Annotated in this window: 20 protein-coding genes; 14 read left to right on the top strand and 6 right to left on the bottom strand. The window is 71.9% G+C overall.

The window, feature by feature from the left end:
• Positions 1–21 precede the first annotated feature (21 nt).
• The 4 genes from glgB to F5972_RS22390 all read right to left on the bottom strand — a co-directional run bounded on the left by glgB (position 22) and on the right by F5972_RS22390 (position 7,504).
• Positions 22–2,277 (bottom strand): 1,4-alpha-glucan branching protein GlgB, encoded by a 2,256-nt coding sequence (glgB, locus tag F5972_RS22405; RefSeq protein WP_150935512.1) that lies wholly within the window; start codon positions 2,275–2,277, stop codon positions 22–24.
• A gap of 46 nt (positions 2,278–2,323) precedes the next feature.
• Complete coding sequence (locus F5972_RS22400) at positions 2,324–3,673, bottom strand: maltokinase N-terminal cap-like domain-containing protein (protein WP_150935511.1); 1,350 nt, start codon at positions 3,671–3,673, stop codon at positions 2,324–2,326.
• Positions 3,670–5,367 (bottom strand): maltose alpha-D-glucosyltransferase, encoded by a 1,698-nt coding sequence (treS, locus tag F5972_RS22395; RefSeq protein WP_191910268.1) that lies wholly within the window; start codon positions 5,365–5,367, stop codon positions 3,670–3,672. Before treS ends, F5972_RS22400 begins: the two co-directional genes overlap by 4 nt.
• 85 nt (positions 5,368–5,452) lie before the next feature.
• Entirely contained in the window at positions 5,453–7,504 is a 2,052-nt protein-coding gene (locus tag F5972_RS22390; RefSeq protein ID WP_150935509.1) for an alpha-1,4-glucan--maltose-1-phosphate maltosyltransferase, read from the bottom strand.
• 355 nt (positions 7,505–7,859) lie between these two features.
• Between F5972_RS22390 and glgP the strand changes: the two genes are divergently transcribed.
• The 13 genes from glgP to F5972_RS22325 all read left to right on the top strand — a co-directional run bounded on the left by glgP (position 7,860) and on the right by F5972_RS22325 (position 23,587).
• Entirely contained in the window at positions 7,860–10,457 is a 2,598-nt protein-coding gene (glgP, locus tag F5972_RS22385) for an alpha-glucan family phosphorylase (protein ID WP_150935508.1), read from the top strand.
• 71 nt (positions 10,458–10,528) lie between these two features.
• Positions 10,529–11,587 carry a glycosyltransferase family 4 protein gene (locus F5972_RS22380; protein ID WP_150935507.1) on the top strand — a complete coding sequence of 353 codons (1,059 nt, stop codon included), beginning with the start codon at positions 10,529–10,531 and terminating at the stop codon, positions 11,585–11,587.
• A gap of 21 nt (positions 11,588–11,608) precedes the next feature.
• Complete coding sequence (locus F5972_RS22375) at positions 11,609–12,388, top strand: enoyl-CoA hydratase/isomerase family protein (protein WP_150935506.1); 780 nt, start codon at positions 11,609–11,611, stop codon at positions 12,386–12,388.
• A gap of 56 nt (positions 12,389–12,444) precedes the next feature.
• The gene (locus F5972_RS22370) at positions 12,445–12,795 is read left to right on the top strand and encodes a hypothetical protein (RefSeq protein ID WP_150935505.1); all 351 of its coding nucleotides are present in this window, start codon (positions 12,445–12,447) and stop codon (positions 12,793–12,795) included.
• 6 nt (positions 12,796–12,801) lie between these two features.
• Positions 12,802–14,028, top strand: a complete 1,227-nt coding sequence (locus F5972_RS22365) for a DUF6395 domain-containing protein (protein ID WP_150935504.1) — start codon at positions 12,802–12,804, stop codon at positions 14,026–14,028.
• Positions 14,025–14,867: a M55 family metallopeptidase gene (locus F5972_RS22360; RefSeq protein ID WP_150935503.1), complete on the top strand. Its 843-nt coding sequence runs from the start codon at positions 14,025–14,027 to the stop codon at positions 14,865–14,867. Before F5972_RS22365 ends, F5972_RS22360 begins: the two co-directional genes overlap by 4 nt.
• A 44-nt stretch (positions 14,868–14,911) precedes the next feature.
• Positions 14,912–15,427: a YbaK/EbsC family protein gene (locus F5972_RS22355; protein ID WP_150935502.1), complete on the top strand. Its 516-nt coding sequence runs from the start codon at positions 14,912–14,914 to the stop codon at positions 15,425–15,427.
• Between the two features lie 106 nt (positions 15,428–15,533).
• Positions 15,534–17,753 carry a serine/threonine-protein kinase gene (locus F5972_RS37415; RefSeq protein ID WP_191910260.1) on the top strand — a complete coding sequence of 740 codons (2,220 nt, stop codon included), beginning with the start codon at positions 15,534–15,536 and terminating at the stop codon, positions 17,751–17,753.
• An 11-nt stretch (positions 17,754–17,764) separates the two neighbouring features.
• Positions 17,765–19,675 carry a serine/threonine-protein kinase gene (locus tag F5972_RS22345; RefSeq protein WP_150935501.1) on the top strand — a complete coding sequence of 637 codons (1,911 nt, stop codon included), beginning with the start codon at positions 17,765–17,767 and terminating at the stop codon, positions 19,673–19,675.
• A gap of 48 nt (positions 19,676–19,723) precedes the next feature.
• Positions 19,724–20,953: a serine/threonine-protein kinase gene (locus tag F5972_RS22340; protein WP_150935500.1), complete on the top strand. Its 1,230-nt coding sequence runs from the start codon at positions 19,724–19,726 to the stop codon at positions 20,951–20,953.
• 182 nt (positions 20,954–21,135) lie between these two features.
• Entirely contained in the window at positions 21,136–21,915 is a 780-nt protein-coding gene (locus F5972_RS22335; protein WP_150935499.1) for an electron transfer flavoprotein subunit beta/FixA family protein, read from the top strand.
• 11 nt (positions 21,916–21,926) lie between these two features.
• Positions 21,927–22,880 (top strand): electron transfer flavoprotein subunit alpha/FixB family protein, encoded by a 954-nt coding sequence (locus tag F5972_RS22330; RefSeq protein ID WP_150935498.1) that lies wholly within the window; start codon positions 21,927–21,929, stop codon positions 22,878–22,880.
• A 146-nt stretch (positions 22,881–23,026) separates the two neighbouring features.
• Positions 23,027–23,587: an SRPBCC family protein gene (locus tag F5972_RS22325; RefSeq protein ID WP_150935497.1), complete on the top strand. Its 561-nt coding sequence runs from the start codon at positions 23,027–23,029 to the stop codon at positions 23,585–23,587.
• 27 nt (positions 23,588–23,614) lie between these two features.
• On the opposite strand, the gene F5972_RS22320 is transcribed toward F5972_RS22325, so the two are convergent.
• A complete protein-coding gene (locus tag F5972_RS22320) occupies positions 23,615–24,832 on the bottom strand; it encodes an MFS transporter (protein ID WP_150935496.1) in 1,218 nt (405 codons plus the stop codon).
• A gap of 236 nt (positions 24,833–25,068) precedes the next feature.
• Positions 25,069–25,560, bottom strand: coding sequence for a TetR/AcrR family transcriptional regulator (locus F5972_RS22315; RefSeq protein ID WP_150935495.1), 492 nt, complete (start codon positions 25,558–25,560; stop codon positions 25,069–25,071).
• Positions 25,561–25,679: 119 nt separating this feature from the next.
• Between F5972_RS22315 and F5972_RS22310 the strand changes: the two genes are divergently transcribed.
• Complete coding sequence (locus F5972_RS22310) at positions 25,680–26,834, top strand: cysteine desulfurase family protein (protein ID WP_150935494.1); 1,155 nt, start codon at positions 25,680–25,682, stop codon at positions 26,832–26,834.
• Positions 26,835–26,854 lie beyond the last annotated feature (20 nt).

Here is a 26,854-nt window from a genome sequence, read left to right as displayed (position 1 = left end):
CGCTGAACGGCCTGCCGGAGATCAGGACTCGGCGACCAGGCCCTCCGGCTCCTCCAGCGCCGCCTCCGCCGGCTCCGGCTCCGCCTCCGGCAGGGCCGTCACGGTCCGCTCGTCCATCTCGGCGCTCACCGGGGTCGGCGTCTCCACCGGCCGCAGCCACACCACGCCGAGCGGCGGCACGCGCAGCCGCGCCGAGCAGGGCAGGCCGTGCCGCGGCGTCTCCACCGCCTCGACCGAGCCCATGTTGCCGACCCCGCTGCCGGCGTACTCGTACGCGTCGGTGTTGAGGACCTCCTCCCACCGGCCCGGGGTCGGCAGGCCCAGGTGGTAGTCGTCGTGCGGCGCGCCGGAGAAGTTGGCGACGCAGGCCAGCGCCGAGCCGTCCGCGCCGTACCGGAGGAACGACAGCACGTTGCCCGAGGCGTCGTCGGCGTCGATCCAGCGGAAGCCCTCGTGGGTGTTGTCGCGGGAGTAGAGCGCGGGCGAGTCGCGGTAGACGTGGTTGAGGTCCCTGATCAGCCGCCGTACGCCCTGGTGGAAGTCGAAGTCGAGCAGCCACCAGTCGAGGCCGCCCGCCTCCGACCATTCGGCGCCCTGGCCGAACTCGCCGCCCATGAACAGCAGCTGCTTGCCGGGGTGGGCCCACATGAAGCCGTACAACGCGCGCAGGTTGGCGAAGCGCTGCCACTCGTCGCCGGGCATCTTGCCCAGCAGCGATCCCTTGAGGTGGACGACCTCGTCGTGCGAGAGCGGCAGCACGAAGTTCTCCGAGAAGGCGTACATCAGGGAGAACGTCATCTGGTGGTGGTGATACTGCCGGTAGACGGGCTCCCGGGACATGTAGCTGAGCGTGTCGTGCATCCAGCCCATGTTCCACTTGAAGCCGAATCCGAGACCGCCGAGGTACGCCGGGCGCGAGACGCCGGGCCAGGCGGTCGACTCCTCCGCGATCGTCACGATCCCGGGCTCCTCGCGGTAGACGACCGCGTTCATCTCCTTGAGGAACTCGATCGCGTCGAGGTTCTCCCTGCCGCCGTACTCGTTGGGCGTCCACTCGCCCTCGCGGCGCGAGTAGTCGAGGTAGAGCATCGAGGCCACCGCGTCCACCCGCAGGCCGTCGACGTGGAACTCCTTCAGCCAGAAGAGCGCGTTGGCCACCAGGAAGTTGCGCACCTCCTTGCGGCCGAAGTCGAAGACGTACGTGCCCCAGTCGGGGTGGGTGCCGCGGCGCGGGTCGCCGTGCTCGTAGAGCGGGGTGCCGTCGAAGCGGGCAAGGGCCCACTCGTCCATCGGGAAGTGCGCGGGCACCCAGTCGACGATCACGCCGACGCCCGCCCGGTGCAGCTCGTCCACGAGGTGGCGGAAGTCGTCGGGGGAGCCGAACCGCGATGTCGGGGCGTAGTACGACGTCACCTGGTAGCCCCACGAGCCGCCGAACGGATGCTCGGCGACCGGCAGGAACTCCACGTGCGTGAACCCCATGTCCGTCACGTACTCGACCAGCTCGCGGGCGAGGTCGCGGTAGGACAGGCCGGGCCGCCAGGAGCCGAGGTGCACCTCGTAGGTGCTCATCGGCTCGACGAGGGCGTCCCGCGACGCCCGGGCGGCCATCCACTCCTCGTCACGCCACTCGTACGCCGGCTTCTCCACGATGCTGGCGGTCGCGGGCGGGATCTCGGTGCGCCGGGCCATGGGGTCGGCCTTCTCCCGCCAGACCCCGTCGAGCCCGAGGATCTGGAACTTGTACCGCGTGCCCTCGCCGATCTCCGGGATGAACAGCTCCCACACGCCGGTCCCGCCGAGCGAGCGCATGGGGTGGGCGCCGCCGTTCCAGTGGTTGAAGTCGCCGATCACCCGCACGCCCTGCGCGTTCGGCGCCCAGACCGAGAACGCCGTGCCGTCCACGTCCTCGTGGCGGACCACCCGCGCCCCGAGCACCTCCCACAGCCGTTCGTGCCGGCCCTCGCCGATCAGGTGCAGGTCGAGCTCGCCCAGCGTCGGCCAGTGCCGGTACGGATCGTCCGTCTCGTACGGCGGGGCGTCGGGATAGGTGACGCGCAGGCGGTAGTCCGGGACCTTGTCGAGGCCGGGCAGCGTCACCTCGAACACCCCGAAGTCGGTGTGGGCCATCTCGTGCGCCGAGCCGTCGGCCAGCACCTCGACCTTCTCCGCGAAGGGCCGCAGAGCCCTGATCGTGACGCCGTCGGGCCCGGGATGGGCCCCGAGAATCGAATGGGGGTCGTGGTGAGCGCCCCCCGCCAGCCGGTCCAAATCCATGTCGCAAACCTGCCCTAGATGTATCCCACCGAACACTGCGATCTTGTCAGCGGAAGGCGGCGAGCGGTATGGGCAACCAGGAGGGCCGGTTGCGCGCCTCGTAGACGACCTCGTACACGGCCTTGCTCAGCTCCAGCGCGCGCAGCAGGACCGCCTCGTCGCCGCGGACCCGCCCGCCGCCCTCGGAGTAGCCGGCGAGGAACGCCGCGCGGTTGCGTTCCGACCACTCGCGGGCCCGGTGCTCCAGCCCGTCGGCGTCCGGGTGGTCGGCCAGCAGGTGCCGGGCGGCGTACTCGAACGAGCGCAGCATGCCCGCCACGTCGCGCAGCGGCGAGTCGAGCGCCCGGCGCTCGGCGAGCGGCTGCCCCGGCTCGCCCTCGAAGTCGAGCACGACCCAGTCGGTCATGGTGCGCATGACCTGGCCGAGGTGGTAGTCGCCGTGTACCCGCTGCACCGGCACCGCGTGCCCGAGGTCGCCGAGCCGGTCGAACGCCTCGGCCGCGACGTCCGCGTGCTCGCCGAGCAGCGGCACCTCGGCGACCGCCTTGTCGAGCCTGCGGCGGAACCGCTCGGTCATCCGCTTGAGCTCCGGCGGCTCGATCGTGCCCGTGGGGAAGGCCCGGGCCAGCTCCCGGTGGACCTGCGCGGTGGCCACCCCCAGCCGCCGGGCCTCGCCCGCGAAGTCGCCCCCGGCGTCCTCCGCCGGCATGCCGTCGGCGGACGCGTAGAGATCGCGCACGCTGGTCAGCGCCATCGACCAGCCCTCGTTGGCGTTCCGCAGGTACTCCTGCATGATCGCCAGGGTGGTCGGCTCGTCCTCCAGTGTGGTCTCGATCCAGCCGTACGGCCGGGCCACGTGGGACGAGCCCGCGCCGGCGAGCGCCGTGATGATCTCCAGCTCCGGGTTGGTCCCCGGGCTGAGCTGGCGGAACAGCTTGAAGATGTACGTGTCGCCGTACACCAGCGAGGTGTTCGACTGCTCCGCGGTCAGCACGAGGCTGCGCTGCGAGGTGTCGATCTCCACGCCGTCCGCGCGGTGGAAGGCGAGGCCGTCGAACGCGTGGTCCGCGGCCATCCCCTCCAGCAGGTGCGCGGTCAGGGCGGAGTCGTGCAGCGCGTCGTAGACGTCGGCCTCGCGGCCGTCGCGGCGGCACCTGCCGATGCGCACGTGCTCCAGCCGGTCGGGCAGCCACTCGCGCAGCCCGACCGGGATCTGGTAGCGCGTGCGGCGGTCCCCCTGACGCACGCACACGACCAGATGGAGCAGCGCCGGGTCCCCGCCGGCGATCTCGATCTCGGAGTCGATGGACAGGTCGTCGATGGCGCGCCCCTTACCGGCGAACCACCGTTGCCCGGTGATCCAGCCGGCCAGAAGCTCCTGAAGTGAAGTCGTCACTCCTCCTTCGTGCCGGCCGTCCGGTGCGTGACGGGCAACGTGAACCAGTAGAACCCATGCCCAGGGAGCGTCAAAAGATACGGAAGTTCGCCGATCGGGGGAAAAGGAACTCCGCCCATGCACTCGACCGGTGTCGATCCCTCGAACCTGCGCAGGTCGAGCTCGACCGGCTGGGGGAAGCGGGAGAGGTTGTTGACGCACAGCACCCGGTCGTCGCCGAGCTCCCGCACGAAGGCGAGCACGCTGGGGTTGGAGGAGTTCAGCTCGGTGAACTCGCCGAGGCCGAACACGGGGTGCCGCTTGCGAATCTCGATCATCCGCTTCGTGAAGTGCAGCAGCGAGCTGGCGCTCTTCTGCTGGGCCTCGACGTTGATCGCCTGGTACCCGTAGATCGGATCCATGATCACGGGGAGGTAGAGCCGGCCGGGGTCGCAACTGGAGAAGCCCGCGTTGCGGTCGGGGGTCCACTGCATCGGGGTGCGGACGCCGTCGCGGTCGCCGAGCCAGATGTTGTCGCCCATCCCGATCTCGTCGCCGTAGTACATCACCGGCGAGCCGGGCAGGCTCAGCAGCAGCGCGGTGAACAACTCGATCTGGTTGCGGTCGTTGTCCAGCAGCGTCGCCAGGCGCCGCCGGATGCCGACGTTGGCCCGCATCCGCGGGTCCTTGGCGTACTCCGAATACATGTAGTCGCGCTCTTCGTCGGTGACCATCTCCAGCGTCAACTCGTCGTGGTTGCGCAGGAAGATCCCCCACTGGCAGTTCTCGGGGATCTTGGGGGTCTGGGCCAGGATCTCCGAGATCGGGTAGCGCGACTCGCGCCGCACGGCCATGAAGATGCGCGGCATCAGCGGGAAGTGGAAGGCCATGTGGCATTCGTCACCCCCGGTGACGGGGTCGCCGAAGTACTCCACCACGTCGGCCGGCCACTGGTTGGCCTCGGCCAGCAGCACCCGGTCGGGGTAGAGGCGGTCCACCTCCGCCCGCACCCGCTTGAGGTAGGCGTGGGTCGGGGGCAGGTTCTCGCAGTTGGTGTCCTCCTGCTCGAACAGGTACGGGATCGCGTCCAGGCGGAACCCGTCGATGCCCAGGTCCAGCCAGAATCGGATGACCTCCAGCATCGCGTCCTGCACGGCCGGGTTCTCGAAGTTGAGGTCCGGCTGGTGGTGGAAGAACCGGTGCCAGTAGTACTGCCCCCGCACCGCGTCGAACGTCCAGTTCGACGCCTCGGTGTCGACGAAGATGATCCGCGCGCCGGGGTACTGCTCGTCGGTGTCGCTCCACACGTAGAAGTCGCCGAACGGCCCCTCGGGATCGTTGCGCGACGCCTGGAACCACGGGTGCTGGTCGCTGGTGTGGTTCATCACCAGGTCGGCGATCACCCGGATGCCCCGCTTGTGCGCCTCGTCCACCAGCCTGATGAAGTCTCCGAGGTCACCGAAGTCCGGGAGGATCTTCATGTAGTCGGAGATGTCGTACCCGCCGTCCTTGAGCGGGGACTCGTACAGCGGGAGCAGCCAGAGGCAGTCGATGCCGAGCCACTGGAGGTAGTCCAGCTTCTCGATCAGGCCGCGGATGTCTCCGGTGCCGTCGCCGTTCGAGTCGGCGAAGCCGCGGATCAGCACCTCGTAGAAGACGGCCCGCTTGTACCAGCGCTGGTCCCGTGGCTCCTCCTCGGTGAAGGTGTTCGGGATCGGCTGTGTGTGGCTGGGCTGTGTGTGGCTGGGCTGAGGCGTGGTCGAGCTCACCTGTTGACTCCCCGGAGTGTGCAGGGCTGCGTCACGGGCGGAGCACTGACCCGTGGCGGAGCGTGAGGATGTGTGCGGGTTGTACGTGCGGGTCGAGGCGCACGTAGTTCGCCTGCCCCCAGCGGTACGACTCGCCCGACAGTTGGTCGTCCACGACGAAGTCGGCATGCCAGTCGAGACCGAGGGCGGGCATGTCGAGCCGGACCGTCGCCTCGTGGGTGTTGTATGGATCCAGGTTGACGACGGCCAGTACGACATCGCCTAGTCCGTGCCGTCGTGAGGCCGTGTCATAGGCGCCGGGCAGCCGCTTCGAGAAGCAGATCACGTCCGGCTGGTCGACGTTGTGAAACCGTAGGTTACGCAATTCCTGGAGCGCCGGGTGCGCTCTTCGCAACAAATTGAGCTGGGTAATGAACGGGGCAAGGCTGCGGCCCTCACGCTCCGCCGCCGCCCAGTCACGCGGCCGGTACTGGTACTTCTCGCTGTCGAGATACTCCTCACTGCCCGGACGGACCGGGACGTTCTCGGCCAGCTCGTATCCGGAGTAGACCCCCCAGGTGGGGGCCGTCAGCGCGGCCAGCACCGCCCGGATCCTGAACGCCGGCACGCCGCCGTGCTGGAGGTACTCGTGCAGGATGTCGGGCGTGTTGACGAACAGGTTCGGCCGCAGGAAGTGCGAGGTCTCGTGGGACAGCTCCCACAGGTACTCCTCGGCCTCCTGCTTGTGGTTGCGCCAGGTGAAGTACGTGTAGGACTGGTGGAAGCCGATCTTGGCGAGGGTCCGCATCATGGCGGGACGGGTGAACGCCTCGGCCAGGAACAGCACGTCCGGGTCGGTCGCGTTGATGTCGGAGATCAGCCATTCCCAGAACCGCACCGGCTTGGTGTGCGGGTTGTCCACCCGGAAGATCCGTACGCCGTGGTCCATCCAGTGCCGGACGACCCGCTTCACCTCCGCGTAGATCCCCTCGGGGTCCTTGTCGAAGTTCAGCGGATAGATGTCCTGGTACTTCTTCGGCGGGTTCTCCGCGTACGCGATCGTGCCGTCGGCCCGGATGTTGAACCACTCCGGGTGCTCCTTGACCCACGGGTGATCGGGGGAGCACTGCAGCGCGAGGTCGAGGGCGACCTCCATGCCCAGCTCGCGGGCCTTCGCGACGAACGCGTCGAAGTCCTCGATCGTGCCGAGATCGGGGTGGATCGCGTCGTGGCCGCCCTGCTCCGAGCCGATGGCCCACGGCGAGCCGGGGTCGTACTGGTCGGGCGTCAGGGTGTTGTTGCGGCCCTTGCGGAACTGCGTGCCGATGGGGTGGATCGGCGGCAGATAGACCACGTCGAAGCCCATCTGGGCGATCGCCGGGAGCCGCCTGGCCGCCGTCCCGAAGGTCCCCGACTTGGGGGCGACGCCCTCCTGCCCCACCACGGCCCCCTCCGACCGGGGGAAGAACTCGTACCACGAGCCGAACAGCGCCCGCCGCCGCTCCACCCGCACGCGGAGGCGCCCGGAACGGGTGAGCAGGTCGCGCAGCGGATGCGCGGCGATCAGCTCAGCGGTCTCGGGCAGTTGCGTGACCGCGAAGCGCGCCCGGGGGTCCACGGCGTCGTCCCGCAGGCGGGCCGCCAGGGCCAGCAGCGCGGCCCGGTGCCCGCAGGTGCCGCCCGCCTCCGCCGCCGCCCGGCAGTCCGCGGCCCGCACGCCCTTGGCCGCCCGCTCGAACAGCCGGGCGCCCTCCTCGCACATGAGGTCGGCGTCCATGTCGCGGGGGATCTTGATGCCCGCGTCGTGCGTCCACGTGGCGATCGGGTCGCTCCAGGCCTCCACCCGGAACTGCCACAGCCCTTCGGCGGGCAGCGACACCTCCACGCTCCACCGGTCGGTGCCCGGCCCGGCCTCGCGCATGGGCAGCATCCGGCCCGGCGCGCCGTCGGGGTCGATCAGCACGACGCCGGCGGCGACCGCGTCGTGCCCCTCGCGGAACACCGTCGCGCTGATCTCGAAGGTCTCTCCCGCGGCGGCCTTGGCGGGCCACTGGCCGCAGTCGACGACGGGCTGGATGTCCTGGATGGGAATTCGTCCGATCATCGTCACTTCGTACTCAGGGGCGGCACACCGGGTACCGCCGGCAGGCGGGCAGCACGACAGAAGGGACCCGTAGACCGGAGTCCCACCTCGCTCATACAGGGGTTGCCCTAATAGTCCACTCTTACCCCTGCCGAACGAAAGACCGCTCGCCGTGTTTGGCGCGACGGCGCCTGGAGATCGATCACTGGTGCCGGGGTAGATCGTCCGGCATGGACATCACCAGGTCAAGGGTACTTTGGTGAGGTTTGAACCTGCGTGCTGGGGGTGAAAGCGTTCAACGAAGAACTTGATTCGCAGTACGACAGGTATGTTTTCGGTCGCGCGTCGTGGCGCTGAGTAACTAGGGTCTGACCTCGTGAGAGCTATCCGCAGGTTCACTGTCCGAACCGTTCTTCCCTCGCAGCTCGCACCTCTGGGTGAGCTGGTCCAGAACCTCCGCTGGTCGTGGCACCCCGAGACCATGGACCTGTTCGCCGAGGTGGATCCCGAGGTCTGGGAGCGTGTCGACCACGACCCCGTCGCGCTGCTGGGCGCGGTCGAGGCCGACAGGTTGCGCGCGCTCGCCCAGGACCGGCGCTTCCTGCGCCGCCTGGCCGACGCCGCCGACGACCTGCGGGAGTACATGACCGCCCCCCGGTGGTACCAGTCGCTGGAGGGCGCCCCCAAGGCGATCGGCTACTTCTCGCCCGAGTACGGCATCGCCGCCGCGCTGCCGCAGTACTCCGGCGGCCTCGGGATCCTCGCCGGCGACCACCTGAAGGCCGCCAGCGACCTCGGCGTGCCGATCCTCGGCGTCGGTCTCCTCTACCGGCACGGCTACTTCACCCAGTCGCTGTCGGCCGAGGGCTGGCAGCTCGAGCACTACCCCTCCCTCGACCCCGGCGGCCTGCCGCTCACACTGCTGAAGGAGCAGGACGGCGCGCCGGCCCGGGTCGCGATCAGCCTCGCCGGCGGGCGCACGCTGCACGCCCAGGTCTGGGTGGCGCAGGTCGGCCGGGTGCCGCTGCTGCTGCTCGACTCCGACGTCGCCGAGAACGACACGGTCGCCCGGGACGTCACCGACCGCCTGTACGGCGGGGGCGGCGACCACCGGCTCATGCAGGAACTGCTGCTCGGCATCGGCGGCGTGCGGGCCATCCGGGCCTACTGCCGGATCACCGGGCACCCCGAGCCCGAGGTGTTCCACACCAACGAGGGGCACGCGGGCTTCCTCGGCCTGGAGCGCATCCGCGAGCTCACCGAGGCCCGGCTGTCGTTCGAGGAGGCGCTGGAGGCCGTACGGGCCGGGACGGTGTTCACCACGCACACGCCGGTGCCCGCGGGCATCGACCGGTTCCCCGCCGAGATGATCGCCCGCCAGTTCGGCGGCTCGAACGCCTGGCCGACGGTGTCGGTCGACCGCATCCTGGAGCTCGGCGCCGAGCCCGAGGGGCCCGAGGCCGACCCCGCGGTGTTCAACATGGCCGTCATGGGCATGCGGCTGGCCCAGCGCGTCAACGGCGTGTCCGAGCTGCACGGCCGGGTCAGCCAGGAGATGTTCCAGGGCCTGTGGCCGGGCTTCGACGTCGACGAGGTGCCGATCGGCTCGATCACCAACGGCGTCCACGCCCCGACCTGGGTGGGCCGGGAGATGATGGAGCTCGCCGGCAAGGAGCTGCCGTCGCTGATCGACAAGGCGCAGGGCTGGGAGGGCGTGCACAAGCTCTCCGAGGCCGACATCTGGGGCATCCGGGGCACGCTCCGGGCCCGCCTGGTGGAGGAGGCGCGCCGGCGGCTGCGTAGGTCGTGGCGGCAGCGCGGGGCCACCGAGGCCGAGCTGACCTGGGTGGACGAGGCGCTCGACCCGGACGTGCTGACGATCGGGTTCGCCCGGCGGGTGCCCTCCTACAAGCGGCTCACCCTCATGCTCAACCAGCCCGACCGGCTGCGCAGGCTGCTGCTCGACCCGGACAAGCCGGTGCAGATCGTCATCGCCGGCAAGGCGCACCCCGCCGACGAGGGCGGCAAGAAGCTCATCCAGCAGATCGTGCGCTTCGCCGACTCCGAGGACGTGCGGCACCGCATCGTCTTCCTGCCCGACTACGACATGGCGCTCGGGCAGCTCATGGTCACCGGGTCGGACGTGTGGATGAACAACCCGCTGCGCCCCCTGGAGGCGTGCGGCACGTCCGGCATGAAGGCGGCGCTCAACGGCGGCCTCAACCTGTCCATCCGCGACGGATGGTGGGACGAGTGGTACGACGGCACCAACGGGTGGGCCATCCCCAGCGCCGACGGGGTGGACGACGTCGACCGGCGCGACGAGCTGGAGGCCACGGCGTTGTACGACCTCGTCGAGCGCGAGGTGGCCGACCGGTTCTACGACCGGGCCGCCGACGGCCTGCCGCGGCGCTGGCTGGAGATGGTCAAGCACACGCTCAGCTCGCTCGGGCCGAAGGTGCTCGCCGGCCGGATGCTCCACGACTACGTCACCGACCTCTACACCCCGGCCGCCGCCAGCGCCCGCGTGCTCGCGGCGGACGGCTTCGACAACGCCCGGCTGTTCGCCGCCTGGAAGTTGCGCGTGGTCAAGGCGTGGCCGGGGGTGCGGGTCGAGCACGTGGAGGCGACCGGCGTGGGGGACACCCCCGAGCTGGGAGCCCAGCTGGAGCTGCGGGCCACGATCGCCCTCGGCGAGCTGTCCGCGGAGGACGTGCGGGTCGAGGCGGCCTACGGCCGCGTGGGACCGCACGACGAGCTCCTCGCGCCGTGCTACGTCACGCTCAAGGCCGACTCGTCGGGCGACGACGGCCGGGCGCACTACACCGGCGCCGTGCCGCTGGACCGCACCGGCGCGTTCGGCTACTCGGTGCGGGTGGTCCCGTCCCACCCGCTGATGGCGTCCCCGGCGGAGCTGGGCCTGATCGCCGTACCGGAGGAGCCGGTCGGGATGACCAACGGCACCCTGAGGTAACCCTGGGCCGACGCGTGGCCTGTCCCCCCTCGTCCTGCTTTCGCCGCAGGTGAGGGGGGTAGACCCGCACCATGGCACAGGTGCTGCACATCGGGATGGTCGCGCCGCCGTGGTACGACATCCCGCCCCGCGCGTACGGTGGCATCGAGGCGGTCGTGCACGGGCTGGTCCAGGGTCTGCGGCACCGGGGGCACCGGGTGACCGTGATAGGGGCCGGCCCGACCGTGGACCTGCGGACCTACGACGAGCCGCCCTCGGCGCGCATCGGCGACCCCTTTCCCGAGGTGGTGCACGCGGCCGGGGCGGCCCGCCTGCTGCGGGGCCTGGACGTGGACATCGTCCACGACCACTCGCTGGCGGGGCCGCTCACCGCCGCCGCCCGGCTCGTGCCGACGATCGTCACCTGCCACAACCACGTGGGCGGTGAGCTCGGCGACTACTACCGGAGGCTCGGGCCGGACGTGGCGCTGGTGGCCGTCTCCGCCGCCCAGCGCGCCCACGCGCCCGACCTCAACTGGACGGCGCGGGTGCACAACGCGGTGGACGCCGCGGCGTGGCCGTTCCGGGAGCACAAGGAGGAGTGGGTCCTGTGGCTGGGGCGGATGAGCCCCGACAAGGGCGCGCACCTCGCGGTCGAGGCGGCGCGCGCGGCGGGCCGCCGCATCCTGCTGGTCGGCAGGCAGGCCGAGCCGGTGGAGGTCGCCTACTTCCGGCGGCGGGTGTCGCCGCTGCTCGGCCCGGACGCCGAATACCTGGGGGAGGCGGACGTCGCGCTCAAGCGCGAGCTGTTCTCGCGGGCCCGGTGCCTGGTGCTCCCGCTGCTCTGGGACGAGCCGTTCGGCATGGTCATGATCGAGGCGATGGCCTGCGGCACGCCGGTGGTCGCGCTGCGCCGGGGCGCGGTCCCGGAGATCGTGGTGGACGGGGTGACCGGATTCGTCCGCGACACGCCGGCCGAACTGCCGGCCGCGATCGAGGGGGTCTCCGCACTGGACCCGCGCGCGGTGCGCGCCCGCGTCGAACGGCACTTCGACCTGCCCGTCATGGTGCAGGGATACGAGCAGGTGTACCGCAAGGCGATGGCGCGGGAGCCCGGCGCTCCCCGGCAGCCCCTCCCGCTCGGACGCTGATCTTCCCTCTAGGGTGAGGTCATGGGTGAAGCTGAATTCGTCAGGGTGGAGACCTCCGGGCACGTCGCCACGATCCGGCTCGACCGGCCGAAGATGAACGCGCTGAACCGGCGGGTCCAGGAGGAGATCGCGGAGGCCGCGCGGCTGGTGGACGCCGATCCGGACGCGCACGCGGTCGTCGTGTACGGCGGGGAGCGCGTCTTCGCCGCCGGGGCCGACGTCAAGGAGATGGCGGTCATGTCCTACGCCGAGATGGCCGTGCACTCGCGTGCGCTGCAGGACTGCTTCACCGCCGTCGCGCGGATCGGCAAGCCCGTCATCGCGGCGATCACCGGGTACGCCCTGGGCGGCGGCTGCGAGCTCGCGCTGTGCGCCGACCTCCGGGTGGCGGGCGAGAGCGCGAAGCTCGGCCAGCCGGAGATCACCCTCGGGATCATCCCGGGCGCGGGGGGCACCCAGCGCCTGCCCCGGCTCGTCGGCCCGGCCAGGGCGAAGGACCTGATCTTCACCGGGCGGCACGTCTCCGCCGCCGAGGCGCTCGCGATCGGCCTGGTGGACCGGGTCGTCCCCGACGAGGAGGTCTACCCGGCGGCGCTCGAACTCGCCGCCACCTTCGCCGGGGGACCGGCCGCCGCGATCCGGGCGGCCAAGCTGGCCGTCGACCACGGCCTGGAGACCGACCTGGACACCGGCCTGGAGATCGAGCGGCTCCAGTTCTCCGGTCTGTTCGCCACCGAGGACGCCAGAGAGGGCATGACGGCCTTCGCGGAGAAACGCCGCCCCACCTTCACCGGCCGCTGAAACGGCCTCCGGAGTTGGGCCGAGATCGCTCCAAAATGCCGCTATCGTGGCGGTTCATGATGCGGTTGCGAGTCCTGACCCCGTCGCGGTTGCGCCGGGCGCTGCTGTCCCGGCTCGATTCGCGGTACGTCACCAAACCCGACCACCGGCAGGACCTCAAGGACGCCCTGTGGGAGGTGCAGATGCTCCGCCGGGAGGTCGTGGCGCTGCGCGACGAGATCGACCGGCTGCGGCGGGGGAGCGCGGCGCCGGTGAAGGCGGCCGCCGACCCGAAGGCGGCCGAGGCGCACCGCCTCGCGACCGAGACCGCCGAGGCGGTCGACACGCTGCTGCAGAACGAGATGCGCATCTGGCAGGCGATCGACGGCCTGTCGGCGCGCGTGGGCGACTCCGGGCGTGTGGGGTAGCCGGTCATGCGGGTGACATGGACGCGGGACGAGGGCGTGTGGCGGCTGGTCTTCCTGCTCGACCCCGAGGACGAGACCACGGGGGCCTGCACCGACGGCACCCCGGTCGAACTGCGGACGAACTCCTGTCACGTCCACACGGGAGCCGGCGGCGGGTCCCCCCACCCCGACCTGCTCGCGCTGTCCGCCTGGACGGTCGTCGCCCCGTGGACCCGCCGCCGGGTGACCTTCGACCGGCCGATCTCTCCGGGACTCGCCGAGGCGCTGCGTACGGGATGGGGGGTGGACGCCGGGCCGGTGGGAGAGGACGCCAGGAGCGGCGCCCGCCTGGCCGTCTCCTACAGCGGCGGCGCCGACTCGATGGCCGTGGCCGCGATGTTCCCCGACGCGCCGTTCGTCCACTTCCAGCGGGTGAGCCACCCGCGCGTGCCGAACCGGTGGACGCACTACCGCGCCGAGGTGCTCGCCGATCTCGCCCGGCGCACCGGCCGGGAGCTCCACATCGTCCCGTCGGACCTGGAGTTCCTGCTCAGCCGCCCCCGGCCCGGTTATCCAGAGCACCACGCCGTCACCGTGGGGGCGCTGCTCCTCGCGGACGACCTGGATCTGGGCGGCGTCGCCCTGGGCTACGAGCTGGGGTCGCGATGGCTCGACAACGGCCGGCAGGCCGACCGCTTCTCGTCGGACAACCCCATGTGGGGGACGCGCGGGCCGTGGGGCCGGCTGTACGCCGCCGCCGGTGTTCCGCTGGCGCTCCCGGTCGGCGGGGTGAGCGAGCCCGTGACCATGCGCATGGCGCTGGGCTCCGACCTCGCGCATCTGGTGCGCTGGTGCCTGCGTGGTGACATGTCCGGACCATGCCAGAAGTGCGGCAAGTGCCTGCGCAAGGAGCTGATCCTCGCCGCCGTCGAGGGACGCCCGCTCAAGACGACGCTCACCGCCCGATCAGTCCCCGCCCGCCCCTGGCAGCAGCCGCCGCCGTACCCTGGCCAGGAGACGATCGAGTACGGCTGCGCACGGGTGCCGGGCATCGAGACCACGCCGTTCGCCAACGCGGCGGAGCATCTCCGGGCGACCGTGGAGTCCACCCGCTGGATGGACCACTGCTATCCCCCCGCGATCGACGAGACGCCGGAGCCCTGGCGCGGGGAGGTCGGCGCCTACATGCGGGAGCACGTCGGGCTCATGACCGCGGACGAGCAGCGCCAGGTGGAGGCATGGACGGCGGTATGAAGATCTATCTCTCGGTGGACATGGAGGGGGTCACCGGCCTCACCGACCCCGAGGAGATGCACCACGGCGGCCGGGGCTACGAGCGCGGCTGCGAGCTGATGACGGGGGACGCCAACGCGGTCGTCCAGGGCGCCTTCGACGCCGGCGCGGCGTCCGTGCTGGTGAACGACGCGCACGGGTCCACCAAGAACCTCAGGATCGACCTGCTGGACGAGCGGGCCACCCTCATCAGGGGCCCGGGCAAGCCGCACCGCATGGGCCAGGGCCTCGCCGCCGGCATGGACGCCGCCTGCCTCGCCGGCTACCACGCCCGTGCGGGGGTGGCGCACGGCGTGCTCAACCACACCTGGATGGGCAAGGAGATCCAGAACGTCTACCTGAACGGCGAGATCTGCGGCGAGACCCGGCTGGTCGCCGGCTTCGCGGGGTCGATGGGCGTGCCGGTCGCGCTCGTCGCCGGCGACGAGGCGGTCTGCGAGGAGGCCCGGGACCTGCTCGGCGACGTCGAGACCGTCGCCGTGAAGAAGGGCGTCGACAGGTTCTCCGCCGAGTTGCTGCCCCCGGCCGTCGCCTGGCGGCGGATCCGCGAGGGCACGGCGCGGGCCCTCGGCCGGCTGGCCGGCTTCCGGCCCTACGTGGTCGAGCCGCCGTACGTCCTGGGCGTGGAGTGGAACTCCACCGCCATCGCGGCGGCCTGCGCGATCATCCCCGGCGTGCGGCTCGTGGACCCCCGGCACACCGAGTTCGCCACGGACGACTACCACGAGATCATGGCCCTGTTCGGGCTCTTCTCCATGATCGGCGGGCAGGTCGCCTGCGGCAGCGGCCGGTACGGCTGACGTCCGGCGCCCCACGCTCCAACCACGCGGTCAAGGAGGACCGAATGCCGCTCGAATGGGTTCCCGTCTCCGACCGGCCGGATCTGCTCGCCGATCCCGTCGCCAAGGCCGTCGCCTCGCTCGGCGTGCCGCCGCGGGTGGCCGAGATCGACCCCGGCCTCGCCGACACCGCGGCCTTCTGCGAGCGGTACGGCGTGGAGATGGAGGACTCGGCCAACTGCGTGATCGTGAGCGCCAGGCGCGGCGGGGAGACGAGGTACGCGGCCGTCATGGTGCTCGCCACGATGCGGGCCGACGTCAACGGCGTCGTACGCCGTCATCTGGACGCCAGGAAGGCGTCCTTCGCCCCGCAGGCGGAGGCCGTCGAACTGACCGGCATGGAGTACGGCGGCATCACCCCGATCGGGCTGCCCGACGGCTGGCCGGTGCTCGTTGACGAAAACGTGATCCGGCGGCCGTTCGTCGTGATCGGCAGCGGCGTCCGCCGCTCCAAGCTGGCGCTTTCCGGCGAGGCGCTGGTCGCGGCGACCCGTGGGGAGGTCCTCGCGCTCACCATGTGATCACCCGCCCGGAAACCGATCGCGTCCTTTCTCCGTTGTGCTGAGCGGAGATGTGGCGCGATGGTTCACTCATGGGCGTTCTTTTAGTCGGTATGGTGCTAAGGCGATGAATCAAGACGACCGACTCGGCCCGTACCGGCTGCTCCGGCGGCTCGGTGAGGGTGGCATGGGGGTGGTCCACCTCGCCCTGGACCCGCAGGGCCGGCAGGTGGCGGTCAAGGTCCTGCGCCCGGAGGTGGCGGGGGACGACGTGGCGCGCAGGCGGCTGTCACGCGAGGTCGAGACCATGCGCAGGGTGCGCGGGAGGCACATCGCGGAGGTCGTCGACGCCGACGTCACCGGCCGCCGGCCGTACATCGTCACGCGGTACGTGCCGGGACGGGCGCTGGACGAGATCGTCAAGAAGGACGGCCCGCTGCCCCTCGACGGTGTGCTCAAGGTCGCCATGGGGGTCGCCGAGGCGCTCGCCGCCGTCCACGCCGCGGGGGTCATCCACCGCGACCTGAAGCCGGGCAACGTGCTGATGCTGGACGGCCAGCCCGTCCTCATCGACTTCGGCATCGCCCAGGCGGTGGACGCCACCCGGCTCACCCAGACCGGCATGTTCATCGGCACGCCGGGCTATCTCGCCCCGGAGATCATCGAGGGCCACGAGGCGGGGCCACAGGTCGACGTGCACGCCTGGGCCGGCACCGTGCTGTACGCCGCGACCGGCCAGCCGCCGTTCGGCAAGGGCACGCTGGAGATGATCTTCTTCAACATCACCTCCGGGCGGGCCAACGTGGACGCCGCTCCGGCGCCGATCCAGCCGGTGCTGCGCGCCGCGTTCAACCGCGACCCGGTCAGACGGCCGACGTCGGCCGAGCTGGTGCGGCAGGTCGGCCGGCTCATGCCGCAGGGCGCGGGCGGCAGGCCGCGGGTGCCCGACGAGATCACCACGGTGCCCAACGTCGACGACACCGGCGGCCAGCAGGTGCCCGACTTCGGCGGCCGGCCACCGGTGCGACCGCAGGCGACCGGACCACAGGCGGCCGGACCGGTGGTGACGCCGCCGGTCGCGCCCGTGGCGACGCCTCCGGTCACGCCGTCGCGCCCCGCCGACCGGGCGGAGGAGTTCGTCTCCCTGCTGCGGGACACGCCCGTGGCGGGTCAGGGCGGCGATCCCTTCCCGACCGTGCGGGTCACCGGGGAGGACCTGCGGAAGGCGGGCCTCGGGTCGCCGGCGGAGGGCGACATCCCCACCCGGACGCCCCCGTCCCGCCCCGGCACGCACCCGGCCACCGGGCCTTCTCCGGCGACCGGGCCCGACGAGTGGCGCACGCCGATGCTGCGGCCGGAGGGGGACATCCCCACGCGGCGGGTCACCTCCGAGGAGGTGCGCCAGGCCGTCACCGGCGGCGCCGCGCTGCCGCACGACCCGCCGCCGCCGCGCCAGGCTCCGCGCGAGGCGGGCCCGCACGGGCCGGTCTCACAGGGGATGGGCTCACAGGGGATGGGGCACCGGGACGTCGCGGCCCGCGACCAGGCCCTCTTCGGGCACGCGCCCGAGATCTACGAGCAGACGCCGCACATCCACCAGCACTATCAGCCCCCGCAGAACGCCCATCAGCAGAACCTCCACCAGCAGAACACCGTCCAGCGGAATCCGGCGCCGTACATGCCGACGCTGCGGGTGCCGCCGCCGACCGTGCCGCCGTTCCCGCCCGGTGGGCTGCTCCAGCGCTCCAGGGCGTACGGCGTGGCGAGCGCGCTGCTGCTCGTCGTGATGACGAGCCTCGCGGTGGTCGCGCCGATGCTGGTCTGCCTGCTGGCCGTGCCGGTCGCGGTGCTGCTCCGCGCCGCCGACCTCGACCAGGCGCACCTCAACACCCGCCGCGCGGCGGGCGCCGCGGCCACGGACGTGCTGCGGGTGGTGGGCCGGCCGGCGGCGCTCGTCAGGTCCGCCGGGATCACGCTGGCTCTCGTGCCGTACGCGCTGGTCCTGGGGATGGCCGTGACGCTGGCGCTCACCGTGCTCGTGGGGTCGGCGCCCTTGGTCGCCGCGCTGAGCTGGGGCGTCGCGGTGGCGCTGTGGACGTTGTGCGCGGGGCCGGGGGTGACCGGCCCGAGCCGGCAGATGCGGAGGACCCTCGCCTCGCTCGCTCCCGGCGACGGCGCGGCGCAGGGGCTCGCCTGGGGGATCGGGGCGTTCGCGGTGCTCACGGCGGCGATCGCGCTCGCCGCCCTCCTGGGTAAACAGACAGCAGGGCACTTCTGGGGCCCCATCGACGTTCTGTCAGTACTTGATCGGCTCGGGGACCTGCGGAGACAGGCAGGGTATGGGTGACGGGGGACGAGATGTCGGCTACTGAGGCTCCCGAGAGGATCGGCCCCTACCGGCTGCTGCGGCAGCTCGGTGAGGGCGGCATGGGGGTGGTCCACCTCGGCCTGGACGCGGAGGGGCGCGAGGTCGCGGTCAAGGTCCTGCACCCGCACGTCGCCTCCGATCTCAAGGCACGCGACCGGCTGACCCGTGAGGTCGAGACCATGCGGCGGGTGCGCAGCAGGCGCGTCGCCGAGGTCCTCGACGCCGACCTGACCGGCGCCGCGCCGTACATCGTGACGCGGTACGCCCCCGGGCGGACCTTAGAGCAGACCGTGCTGGAGGACGGCCCGCTCCGCGACGACGCCGTGGTCCGGCTCGCCCGGGGCCTCTGCGAGGCCCTGGTCGCCATCCACGCGGCCGACGTGATCCACCGCGACCTCAAGCCGGCCAACGTCATGCTGGTGGACGGCGAGCCGCTGGTGATCGACTTCGGCATCGCGCACCTCGTCAACGCCACGCGGCTGACCCAGACGGGGATGTTCGTCGGCACGCCCGGCTACCTCGCCCCGGAGATCATCCGGGACACCCAGATCACCCAGGCGGCCGACGTGCACGCGCTGGCCGCCACGGTGTTCTTCGGGGTCACCGGCAAGCCGCCGTTCGGCTCGGGCACGTTCGAGTCGGTCTGCTACAACATCCTCGAGGGCAAGGCCCAGGTGGATGTCGCGCCGGTCTGGCTGCGCGGCTGGCTCCGCCTCGCGCTGGCGTCGGACGCCGCGTCGCGCCCCACCGCCGCGTCGCTGCTGCGGCTCACCCGGTCGCTCGACCCCACGATCACGGTGTTGCGGGAGACCCCGCAGGACGGCGGGACGAGGGTCCTCGACGGCACCCGGCTGCTCGACGAGACGACGGTCCCCGGTAACGGCCAGGGAAACGGCACGCGCAACGGACCCCGGACCAGCGTGCTGCCGTCGGACGACGACAGCTACTCCGACCTGCTGCCGCCGGTGAACTACGTGGAGCCGGAGCGGCCCTACCGGGAGCCCCGGGCGCCGAAGCAGCGCCGTCCGGTGTCCGCGCCGCCTCCGGCGCACCCGCAGGCCCCGCCGTACGGCCAGGGGGGTCCGCCCCCGCCGCCGTACCAGCCGGCGGTCTTCCAGCCGCACACCGACCAGCGGGTGGCGGGTTATCCCGAGCCCCAGGTCGCGCGGCCGCCCGCCCCCGGCCCGGTCACGCCGGCCGCGCCGTACGCGCCGGAACCCCCGCGGGCTCCCTACCGCGCGCGGCACCCCGTGCTCGCGGCCCTGCTGCTGGCCACTCTCGTGGCGCTGGCCTGCCTGCTGCCGGTGGTGGTGAGCCTGTTCGCCGCGGTGGCCGCGCTGTGCCTGCGGGTGGGGCAGTACCTGCTCGGCGACCTCGCCGACCGCAGGGCGGCCAGGGGCACCAGCGGCGCCGATCCGCTCCTCGCGGTGCTCGGCACGCCCTGGGCGCTGATCAGGGCCGGCCTGGCCACGGTGGTACAGGTGCCGCTGGCCGTGATGTTCGCCATGTGCTGCTGGGGCGGGTTCCACTACCTGGGGGGAGTGCATACCGACCCCGCCGCGGCCTACGCGGCCGGCGCCTTCGTCGCGGGGCTGTTCCTCCTGCCCGGCGGCAAGGCCCCGCGTAAGGCCGTGGCCCGTACGCTCACCGCGGTGATCCGCAGCCCGGGCGCGGGCATGATCGTCACCATCGTGGTCGGCACGGTCGCGCTGTTCGCGATCATGACGGCGCTGTCCGCGGACGCCTCCTGGGCCCCCTGGCAGCCGCCGAAGGTGGCGATCGACAAAATCGTCGGGGATCTCCAACGGAAGGGTGAGGACACCGTCGTCAACCTGATCGGCGGCGTCGTGGGCGACATCATGGACCGCATCGGCCTGGGCTTCCTGACCTTCTGGACCTGACCCCTGGACCTGACCCCGTCCCGACCGCCGAGCGAAGCGGGAGACTCAATGGGCACGACACAACAGCTCGGTCCCTATCGTCTGATCTCCGCACTTGGGTCGGGTGGGTTCGGGGAGGTCCATCTCGCGCTCGACGCCGACGGGCGCACGGTCGCCGTCAAGGTCCTGCATCCCCACGTCGCCTCCGACGCGTTCGCGATCACCCGGCTGGCCCGCGAGGTGGAGACCATGCGCCGGGTGCGCGGGCGGCACGTCGCCGAGGTGCTCGACGCCTCGCTGTCGGGGGAGCGGCCGTACATCGTCACCCGGTACGTCCAGGGCAGGCCGCTCAGCGCGGTGGTGGCGAAGGACGGGCCGGTCACCGGAGCGGCCCTGCTGCGGCTGGCGCTGGGGCTGGCGGAGGCGCTGGAGTCGATCCACGCGGCCGGGGTCGTCCACCGCGATCTCAAGCCGGCCAACGTCATCGTCTCCGACGGCGAGCCGTACGTGATCGACTTCGGCATCGCCTGCGCGCTGGAGTCGGCGTCGGTGACCGCGTCGGGCGCGGTGGTGGGGACACCCGGCTATCTGGCCCCGGAGGTGCTGGAGGGCCGGGACGCCGGGCCGGAGGCGGACGTGTTCGCCTGGGGGGCGACGGTGGCCTTCGCCGCGTCCGGGCGCCAGCCGTACGGGACGGGACCCGCGGCGGCCGTCGCCTACCGGGTGGTGCACCGGGAGCCCGACCTGTCGGGCGTGCCGGCGTGGCTCGCCCCGCTCGTGGAGCGGTGCCTGAGCGGCGATCCGGCCGCCCGCCCCGAGACGGCCGAACTGGCCGGCCGCCTGAACGAGGCCGCGCCGGTGCTGGACGGGATCGAGCCCTCGCAGCAGGCCCTCTCCGAGGCGTCCACCCGCGAGTGGCGGCCGGGCGACCGGCGGCCCGCCCGGCGCGCGAGGCGGGCGGAGGTGGACGACCCGCGGGCCGCGCACCGGGAGAAGCTGCACCGCCGCTGGGTGGTGGGCTCCGCGGTGGTCGTGGGCCTGTTCGCCGCCGCCGCGCGGGCGAACTTCCCGGAGGTGTCCCTTCTCCTGCTGGTGCTCTACGGCATCGCCCTGGTGGCCGACGCGGGGTTCGGGCTGCTGGCACGCTCGCGGCGGCGCAGGCTCGTGGTGGACGCCGTCAGCGGCGTGGGCGCCGTCGGGGTCTGGGCGCTGCTCAGCACGCTGTTCAGCACCACGACGCTGCTCATGGCCGTCGGCACCGTGGTGTTCATCCTCGGCATGCTCGTGTTCGCGAGCTGACCCGGCGACCCGCGACCGCTCTGACCCCCGGATACCGGAACAAAGTTCGGTAGTGTGAGATGGGCCTGGTATGTGACATGGGCACGGTGCGGGCCTGGAGGTTTGCGACTAAGCTACCCATGGGTAACATTGTGCGTAATCGCGGCGTCAGCCGTACGGAAAGGGGAGGTCGGCCACCGGCCATGAACATCGTCGTCTGCGTGAAGCAGGTCCCCGACACGGCGACCGAGCGCAAGCTGAGGTCCGAAGACAAGACGCTCGACCGCGACGCCGCCGACGGCGTCGTCAACGAGCTCGACGAGTACGCGGTCGAGGAGGCGCTGCGGCTCAAGGAGGCCCACGGCGGTGAGGTCACCGTCCTGAGCATGGGCCCGGCCAAGGCCACCGAGACCATCCGTAAGGCCCTGGCGATGGGCGCGGACAAGGCGGTGCACCTGCACGACGACGCGCTGCACGGCTCGGACGCCCTCGGCACCTCCTACGCCGTCTCCCAGGCCCTGAAGAAGATCGGCTTCGACCTGGTCATCCTGGGCTCGGAGTCGACCGACGCCCGCACCGGGATGCTCGCCGCGATGCTGGCCGAGCGGCTCGGCGCCCCCCAGCTCACGCTGGCGAGCAAGGTCGAGATCGAGGGCACCGCCATCCGGGTCGAGCGGATCACCGACTACGGCTACGACAAGGTCGAGGCCTCGCTGCCGGCCGTCGTGTCGGTGGTCGAGAAGATCAACGAGCCGAGGTACCCGTCGTTCAAGGGCATCATGGCCGCCAAGAAGAAGCCGGTCGAGACGCTCGGCATCGCCGACGCGGACATCGCGGCCGACCAGGTCGGCCTGGCGAACTCGTGGAGCGAGGTCGTCGACTTCGCCGCCGCCCCACCCCGGGCCGCCGGCACTGTGATCAAGGACGAGGGCGACGGCGGCGCCAGGGCCGCCGAGTTCCTCGCGTCGAAGAAGTTCATCTGAGGGGCCCCGAGATGACTGAGATTCTGGTTCTCGTCGACCACGTCGACGGCGACGTCAAGAAGGTCACCTTCGAGCTGCTGACCCTGGCCCGGTCGCTGGGCACGCCCGCCGCGGTGTGGGCCGGCCCCGGCTACTCGGACAGCGCGAAGGCCAGGCTCGCCGAGTACGGCGCGGAGAAGATCTACGTGGCGGCGGCCGACGAGATCGGCGACTACGTGGCGGCGCCCAAGGCCGAGGTGCTCGCGCACCTGGTGGCCGAGCGTTCCCCGGCCGCGGTCTTCCTCGCGGCGACCGGTGAGGGCAAGGAGGTCGCGGGGCGGCTCGCGATCAAGACGGACTCCGGAGTGATCTCCGACGCGGTGGGCGTCGGCGAGGGCTTCGTGGCCGAGCAGTCGATCTTCGGTGGCGGCGTCAACGTCCACAGCCGGGTGACCCGGGGCCTTCCGATCATCACCGTACGGCCGAACAGCACCGCTCCCGTGGCCGCGGCCGGCGCCGGCGCCGAGGAGAAGATCGAGGTCGCCCTGTCGGACGCCGCCCGCGCCGCCCGGATCGTGGAGCGGGTCGTGCAGGAGAAGGGCGGCCGGCCCGAGCTGACCGAGGCCGCGATCGTGGTCTCCGGCGGCCGGGGCGTGGGCTCGGGTGAGAACTTCGCGATCATCGAGAAGCTCGCCGACTCCCTCGGCGCGGCGGTCGGCGCCTCGCGCGCCGCCACCGACGCCGGGTGGTACCCCCACCAGTTCCAGGTCGGGCAGACCGGCAAGACGGTGTCGCCGCAGCTCTACATCGCGGCGGGCATCTCCGGCGCGATCCAGCACCGGGCCGGCATGCAGACCTCGAAGACGATCGTGGTGATCAACAAGGACGCCGAGGCGCCGCTCTTCGAAGTCGCCGACTACGGCGTGGTGGGCGACCTCTTCCAGATCGTCCCGCAGCTCACCGAGGAGATCGAGAAGCGTAAGTAGCACCCCGGATCGGAAGCGGCGCCGCGCCTGACGCGGCGCCGCTTCCGGCGTTCATGGGGTTGTATGGAGGCGGCGCGGCGATCTCGCGCGAAATCCTCCTCCGGGCGCCTGGCAATCTGTCTTATACATACGTATGATATAGACAGATGACCAGATTCGAGGGGATGGTTCGGATGGCAAGCGGGATCAAGATGCTCATAGGCGGTTCGGCCGGAACGGCGGTGGTCGCCGCGACGGTGGCCGCGCTCGGGAAACTGCGCACCACGCACCTCATCACGGTCACGCGGCAGACCACGGCCGAGCCGGAGCACATCTGGCCCCTGTGGGCCGACGTCCCCGCACGCGTCCGCTGGGACGACGGGCTGGACTGGATTCGCCTCGACGGGGGGCCGTTCGCCCTCGGCGCCACCGGCCGCGTCAAGCTGAAGGGTCAGTCGGCCGTCCGCTTCGAGATCATCGAGTGCGAGCCCATGCGCAGGTACACCGACCGGTTCTTCCTGCCCGGGGGCACCTTCATGGACTGGGAGCACACCATCGACGACCGCGGCGACGGCACGCGGGACGTGACCTTCAAGGTCTCCGTGAAGGGACCGACCGCGCTCCTGCTGACCCCCATCATGAAGAAGATCCTGGGCGGCGCGCTGCCCGAGACCGTGGACCGGCTCGTCACCCTCGCCGAGGAGGCCGCCCTGGCCGGCCGGGGCTGACCCCCGGCCGGGCTCGTGGGACGGGCGTCAGGCGGCCAGCGGCAGGTGGGGCTCCTCGCCTCCGTCGCGGGCGGACGCCCGCAGCGGGACGATCTCCGTACGGGACGCGGGCAGCAGCCGCCCCGCCGCGGCGATGACGACGCCGAGGACGACGGCCACACCCATGGCCAGCCGCAGCGACGCCGCGGCGGACAGGAAGCCGATCACGACCGGCCCGAGCAGCAGCCCCGCGTAGCCCATGGCGCTCGCCTGCGCGATCGCGGGGCCCGGCTCCGCCGTCGCGGTGCCGGCGAGCGACAGCGCCATCGGCGAGATGGTCGCCACCGCGAGCCCGACGAAGAACAGCCCGGCCACGGCCGCCGCCGTCACAGGCGCGGCGACGACGGCGAGGAACGCCAGGGCCGTGGCCCCGCCGGACAGGGCGATCAGCGCGCGGGCGCCGAGGCGGCCGCGCAGCCGGTCGCCGCCGAGCCGCGCGACCAGCATGCCGGCCTCGAACACCGGATAGCCGAGCGCGGCGACCGCCTCGGAGGCGTGCAGCGTGCCGAGCAGGTAGAGCCCGTTCCAGTCGGCGACGACGCCCTCGACCATGAACGCGGCGAACGTGATCGCCCCGAGCAGGTAGACGACCCCCGGCAGCCTCCGCCGGGCGCGGCCGCTCTCCCGCGCGGCGCCCGTCTCCGGCGCCCGGTCGGGCAGGTGCGTACGGCTGAGCGCGAGCGCCGCGGGCGCCGAGACCAGGGCCACCAGAAGGATGTGGGTGGTGAGGGACAGGCCCAGCGCGATGGCGGCCGTGCCCAGCAGGCCCGCCGCGATCGCGCCGACGCACCAGCCCGCGTGCATGCCGATCATGATGGGCCGGCCGTACGCGCGCTCGACCAGCGAGCCCTGCGCGTTCATGCCGACGTCGACCGCGCCGAACGCCATGCCGAACAGCGCGGTCGCGGCGACCAGCGCCGGGAAGGACGGCGCGAGCGCGACGAGGACCAGTGATGCCGCGCACAGGGGAACGGCCGTGCGCAGGACGCCCCGGCTCCCGGCTCTGCCCAGCACGACGCGCATGATCTGCATGGTCAGCAGCGCGCCGACGCCCCAGCCGAGCAGGGCGAGACCGACCGACGACTCCGGGAGGCGGAGCCGGTCGGCCAGGGCGGGGAGGCGCACGGTGAACGTTCCGCACATCAGGCCGGCCAGGACAAAGGTGAGGACTGCCCCGTGACGGGCCTTCCTCAAAGCGCGGGTCATCACAGCTTCCTTTCCATGTGAGTCAAGTGGGTTTCCGAACCCGGAGAAGTGGGCAGACAGCAGCAGGTCGCCCTTTCACGGCTCAGCCGGAAGGAAGGGCGACCACCAGTCGCGCGTACGGCTCGGTGTAGTGGGCACGGTCCGCGCCCGGCGCGGACGCGTCCCAGAAGCCGTGACAGAGGGCGTGTCACAGAAGGCGCTGCGGCAGCGCCTGGGGGAAGAGCCTTGACGGAGCCCTATAACAGGGCGAGCAGCCTGGCGCGGACGGCGGCGAAGTCGACGATCGCCGAACAGTGGGTGGCGACCTCCCAGACGCCCTCGCAGGCCAGCCGTACGATCTGGGACGCGGGCGGGTCGGGCTCGTCGTCCAGTCCCTGCCGCATCCAGCGGGCCATCGCCTCACGCAACGGCGCGAGCAGCGCGGGATCGCCGGCCGCGCCGGTGACCACCGCCCAGCGTCTGAGCCGTCCGGTCTCCACCGCCTCGAACGTCGCGGCGACATAGGAGCGCGTGTAGGTGCTCTCCCCCTGTGCCTCGATCAGCGCGTCGAAGTCGGCGATCAGGCGCTCGATCATCCCTTTGACGAGCGCTTCCTTGGTGGCGAAGTGATAGAGGAGGCCGCCCTTGCTGACGCCGGCGCGCTCGGCCACCGCCGCCAGGGTCAGGGCCTGGGAGCCCTGGTCCTGCAGCAGGGCCTCGGCCGCGTCGAGCAACTCGTCTCGCCTCATGCCACCCTCCTCATGCCACCTACTGTACCGGCTGGACGGTCAACTCGCGACATCGTTCCGGTGTTCCCGGTCTCCCCGGATACGCTTGGTGCGCACGAAAGGCGTTCAGGGGAGGGGTCATGGGATCTGCGTACTTGGACCATGCCTCGACCACCCCGATGCGGCCCGAGGCGATCGAGGCGATGACGGCCCAGCTCGGTCAGGTGGGCAACCCCTCCTCCCTGCACGCGGCGGGCCGCCGCGCCCGCCGGGTCGTCGAGGAGTCGCGCGAGACGATCGCCGGCTCGCTCGGCGCCCGGCCAAGTGAGGTCGTGTTCACGGCGGGCGGCACCGAGGCCGACAACCTCGCCATAAAGGGCCTGTTCTGGGCGAGGAAGCGGCCGAGGATCCTGGTCAGCGCGATCGAGCACCACGCCGCCCTCGACCCCGCCCACTGGCTGGGCGACAACCACGGCGCCCGGGTCGAGTTACTCCGGGTCGACGAGCAGGGCCGGGTCCACCCCGAGACGCTGCGCGAGGCCATCGACCGCGACCCGGACGACGTCGCGCTGGTGAGCGTGATGTGGGCCAACAACGAGGTGGGCACCGTGCAGCCGGTGCGCGTGCTGGCCGCCATCGCGCACGAGCACGGCATCCCGTTCCACACCGACGCGGTGCAGGCGGTCGGCCAGCTTCCGGTCTCGTTCGCCGACTCGGGCGTGGACGCCATGACCGTCTCCGGCCACAAGGTCGGCGGGCCCGTGGGCGTCGGGGCGCTGCTGCTGGCGCGCGGCGTCGATCCCGTCCCCGTCCTGCACGGCGGCGGGCAGGAACGCGACATCCGCTCCGGCACGCTCGACGCCCCGGCCATCGCCGGGTTCGCCGCGGCCGTCGAGGCGGCCGTCGCCGAGCAGCCCGCGGCCGCGGAACGCCTGTCGGCGCTCCGCGACGATCTCGTCGAGCGCGTACGGCGGGCCGTGCCCGACGTCGTGCTGAACGGCGACCCCGCCGACCGGCTGCCGGCCAACGCCCACTTCTCGTTCCCCGGCTGCGAGGGCGACGCCCTGCTCATGCTGCTCGACGCCAAGGGCGTGGAGTGCTCCACGGGCTCGGCCTGCTCGGCCGGGGTGGCCCAGCCGTCCCACGTGCTGATGGCGATGGGTCAGGACGGCGTGCGCGCCCGCGGGTCGCTGCGCTTCTCGCTCGGCCACACGTCCACGGAGGAGGACGTCGACCGCGTCGTCGAGGTCATCGGACAGGTCGTCGAGCGCGCCCGGCGCGCCGGCCTGTCGTAGTGCGCCGTTCGCCGTACGGC

Origin of the sequence: Microbispora cellulosiformans, assembly GCF_008728085.1 — a bacterium.
GTDB lineage: Bacteria > Actinomycetota > Actinomycetes > Streptosporangiales > Streptosporangiaceae > Microbispora > Microbispora amethystogenes.
The sequence above is the reverse complement of the archived record's forward strand: the minus strand, read 5'-3'. Positions and strand labels throughout refer to the sequence as shown.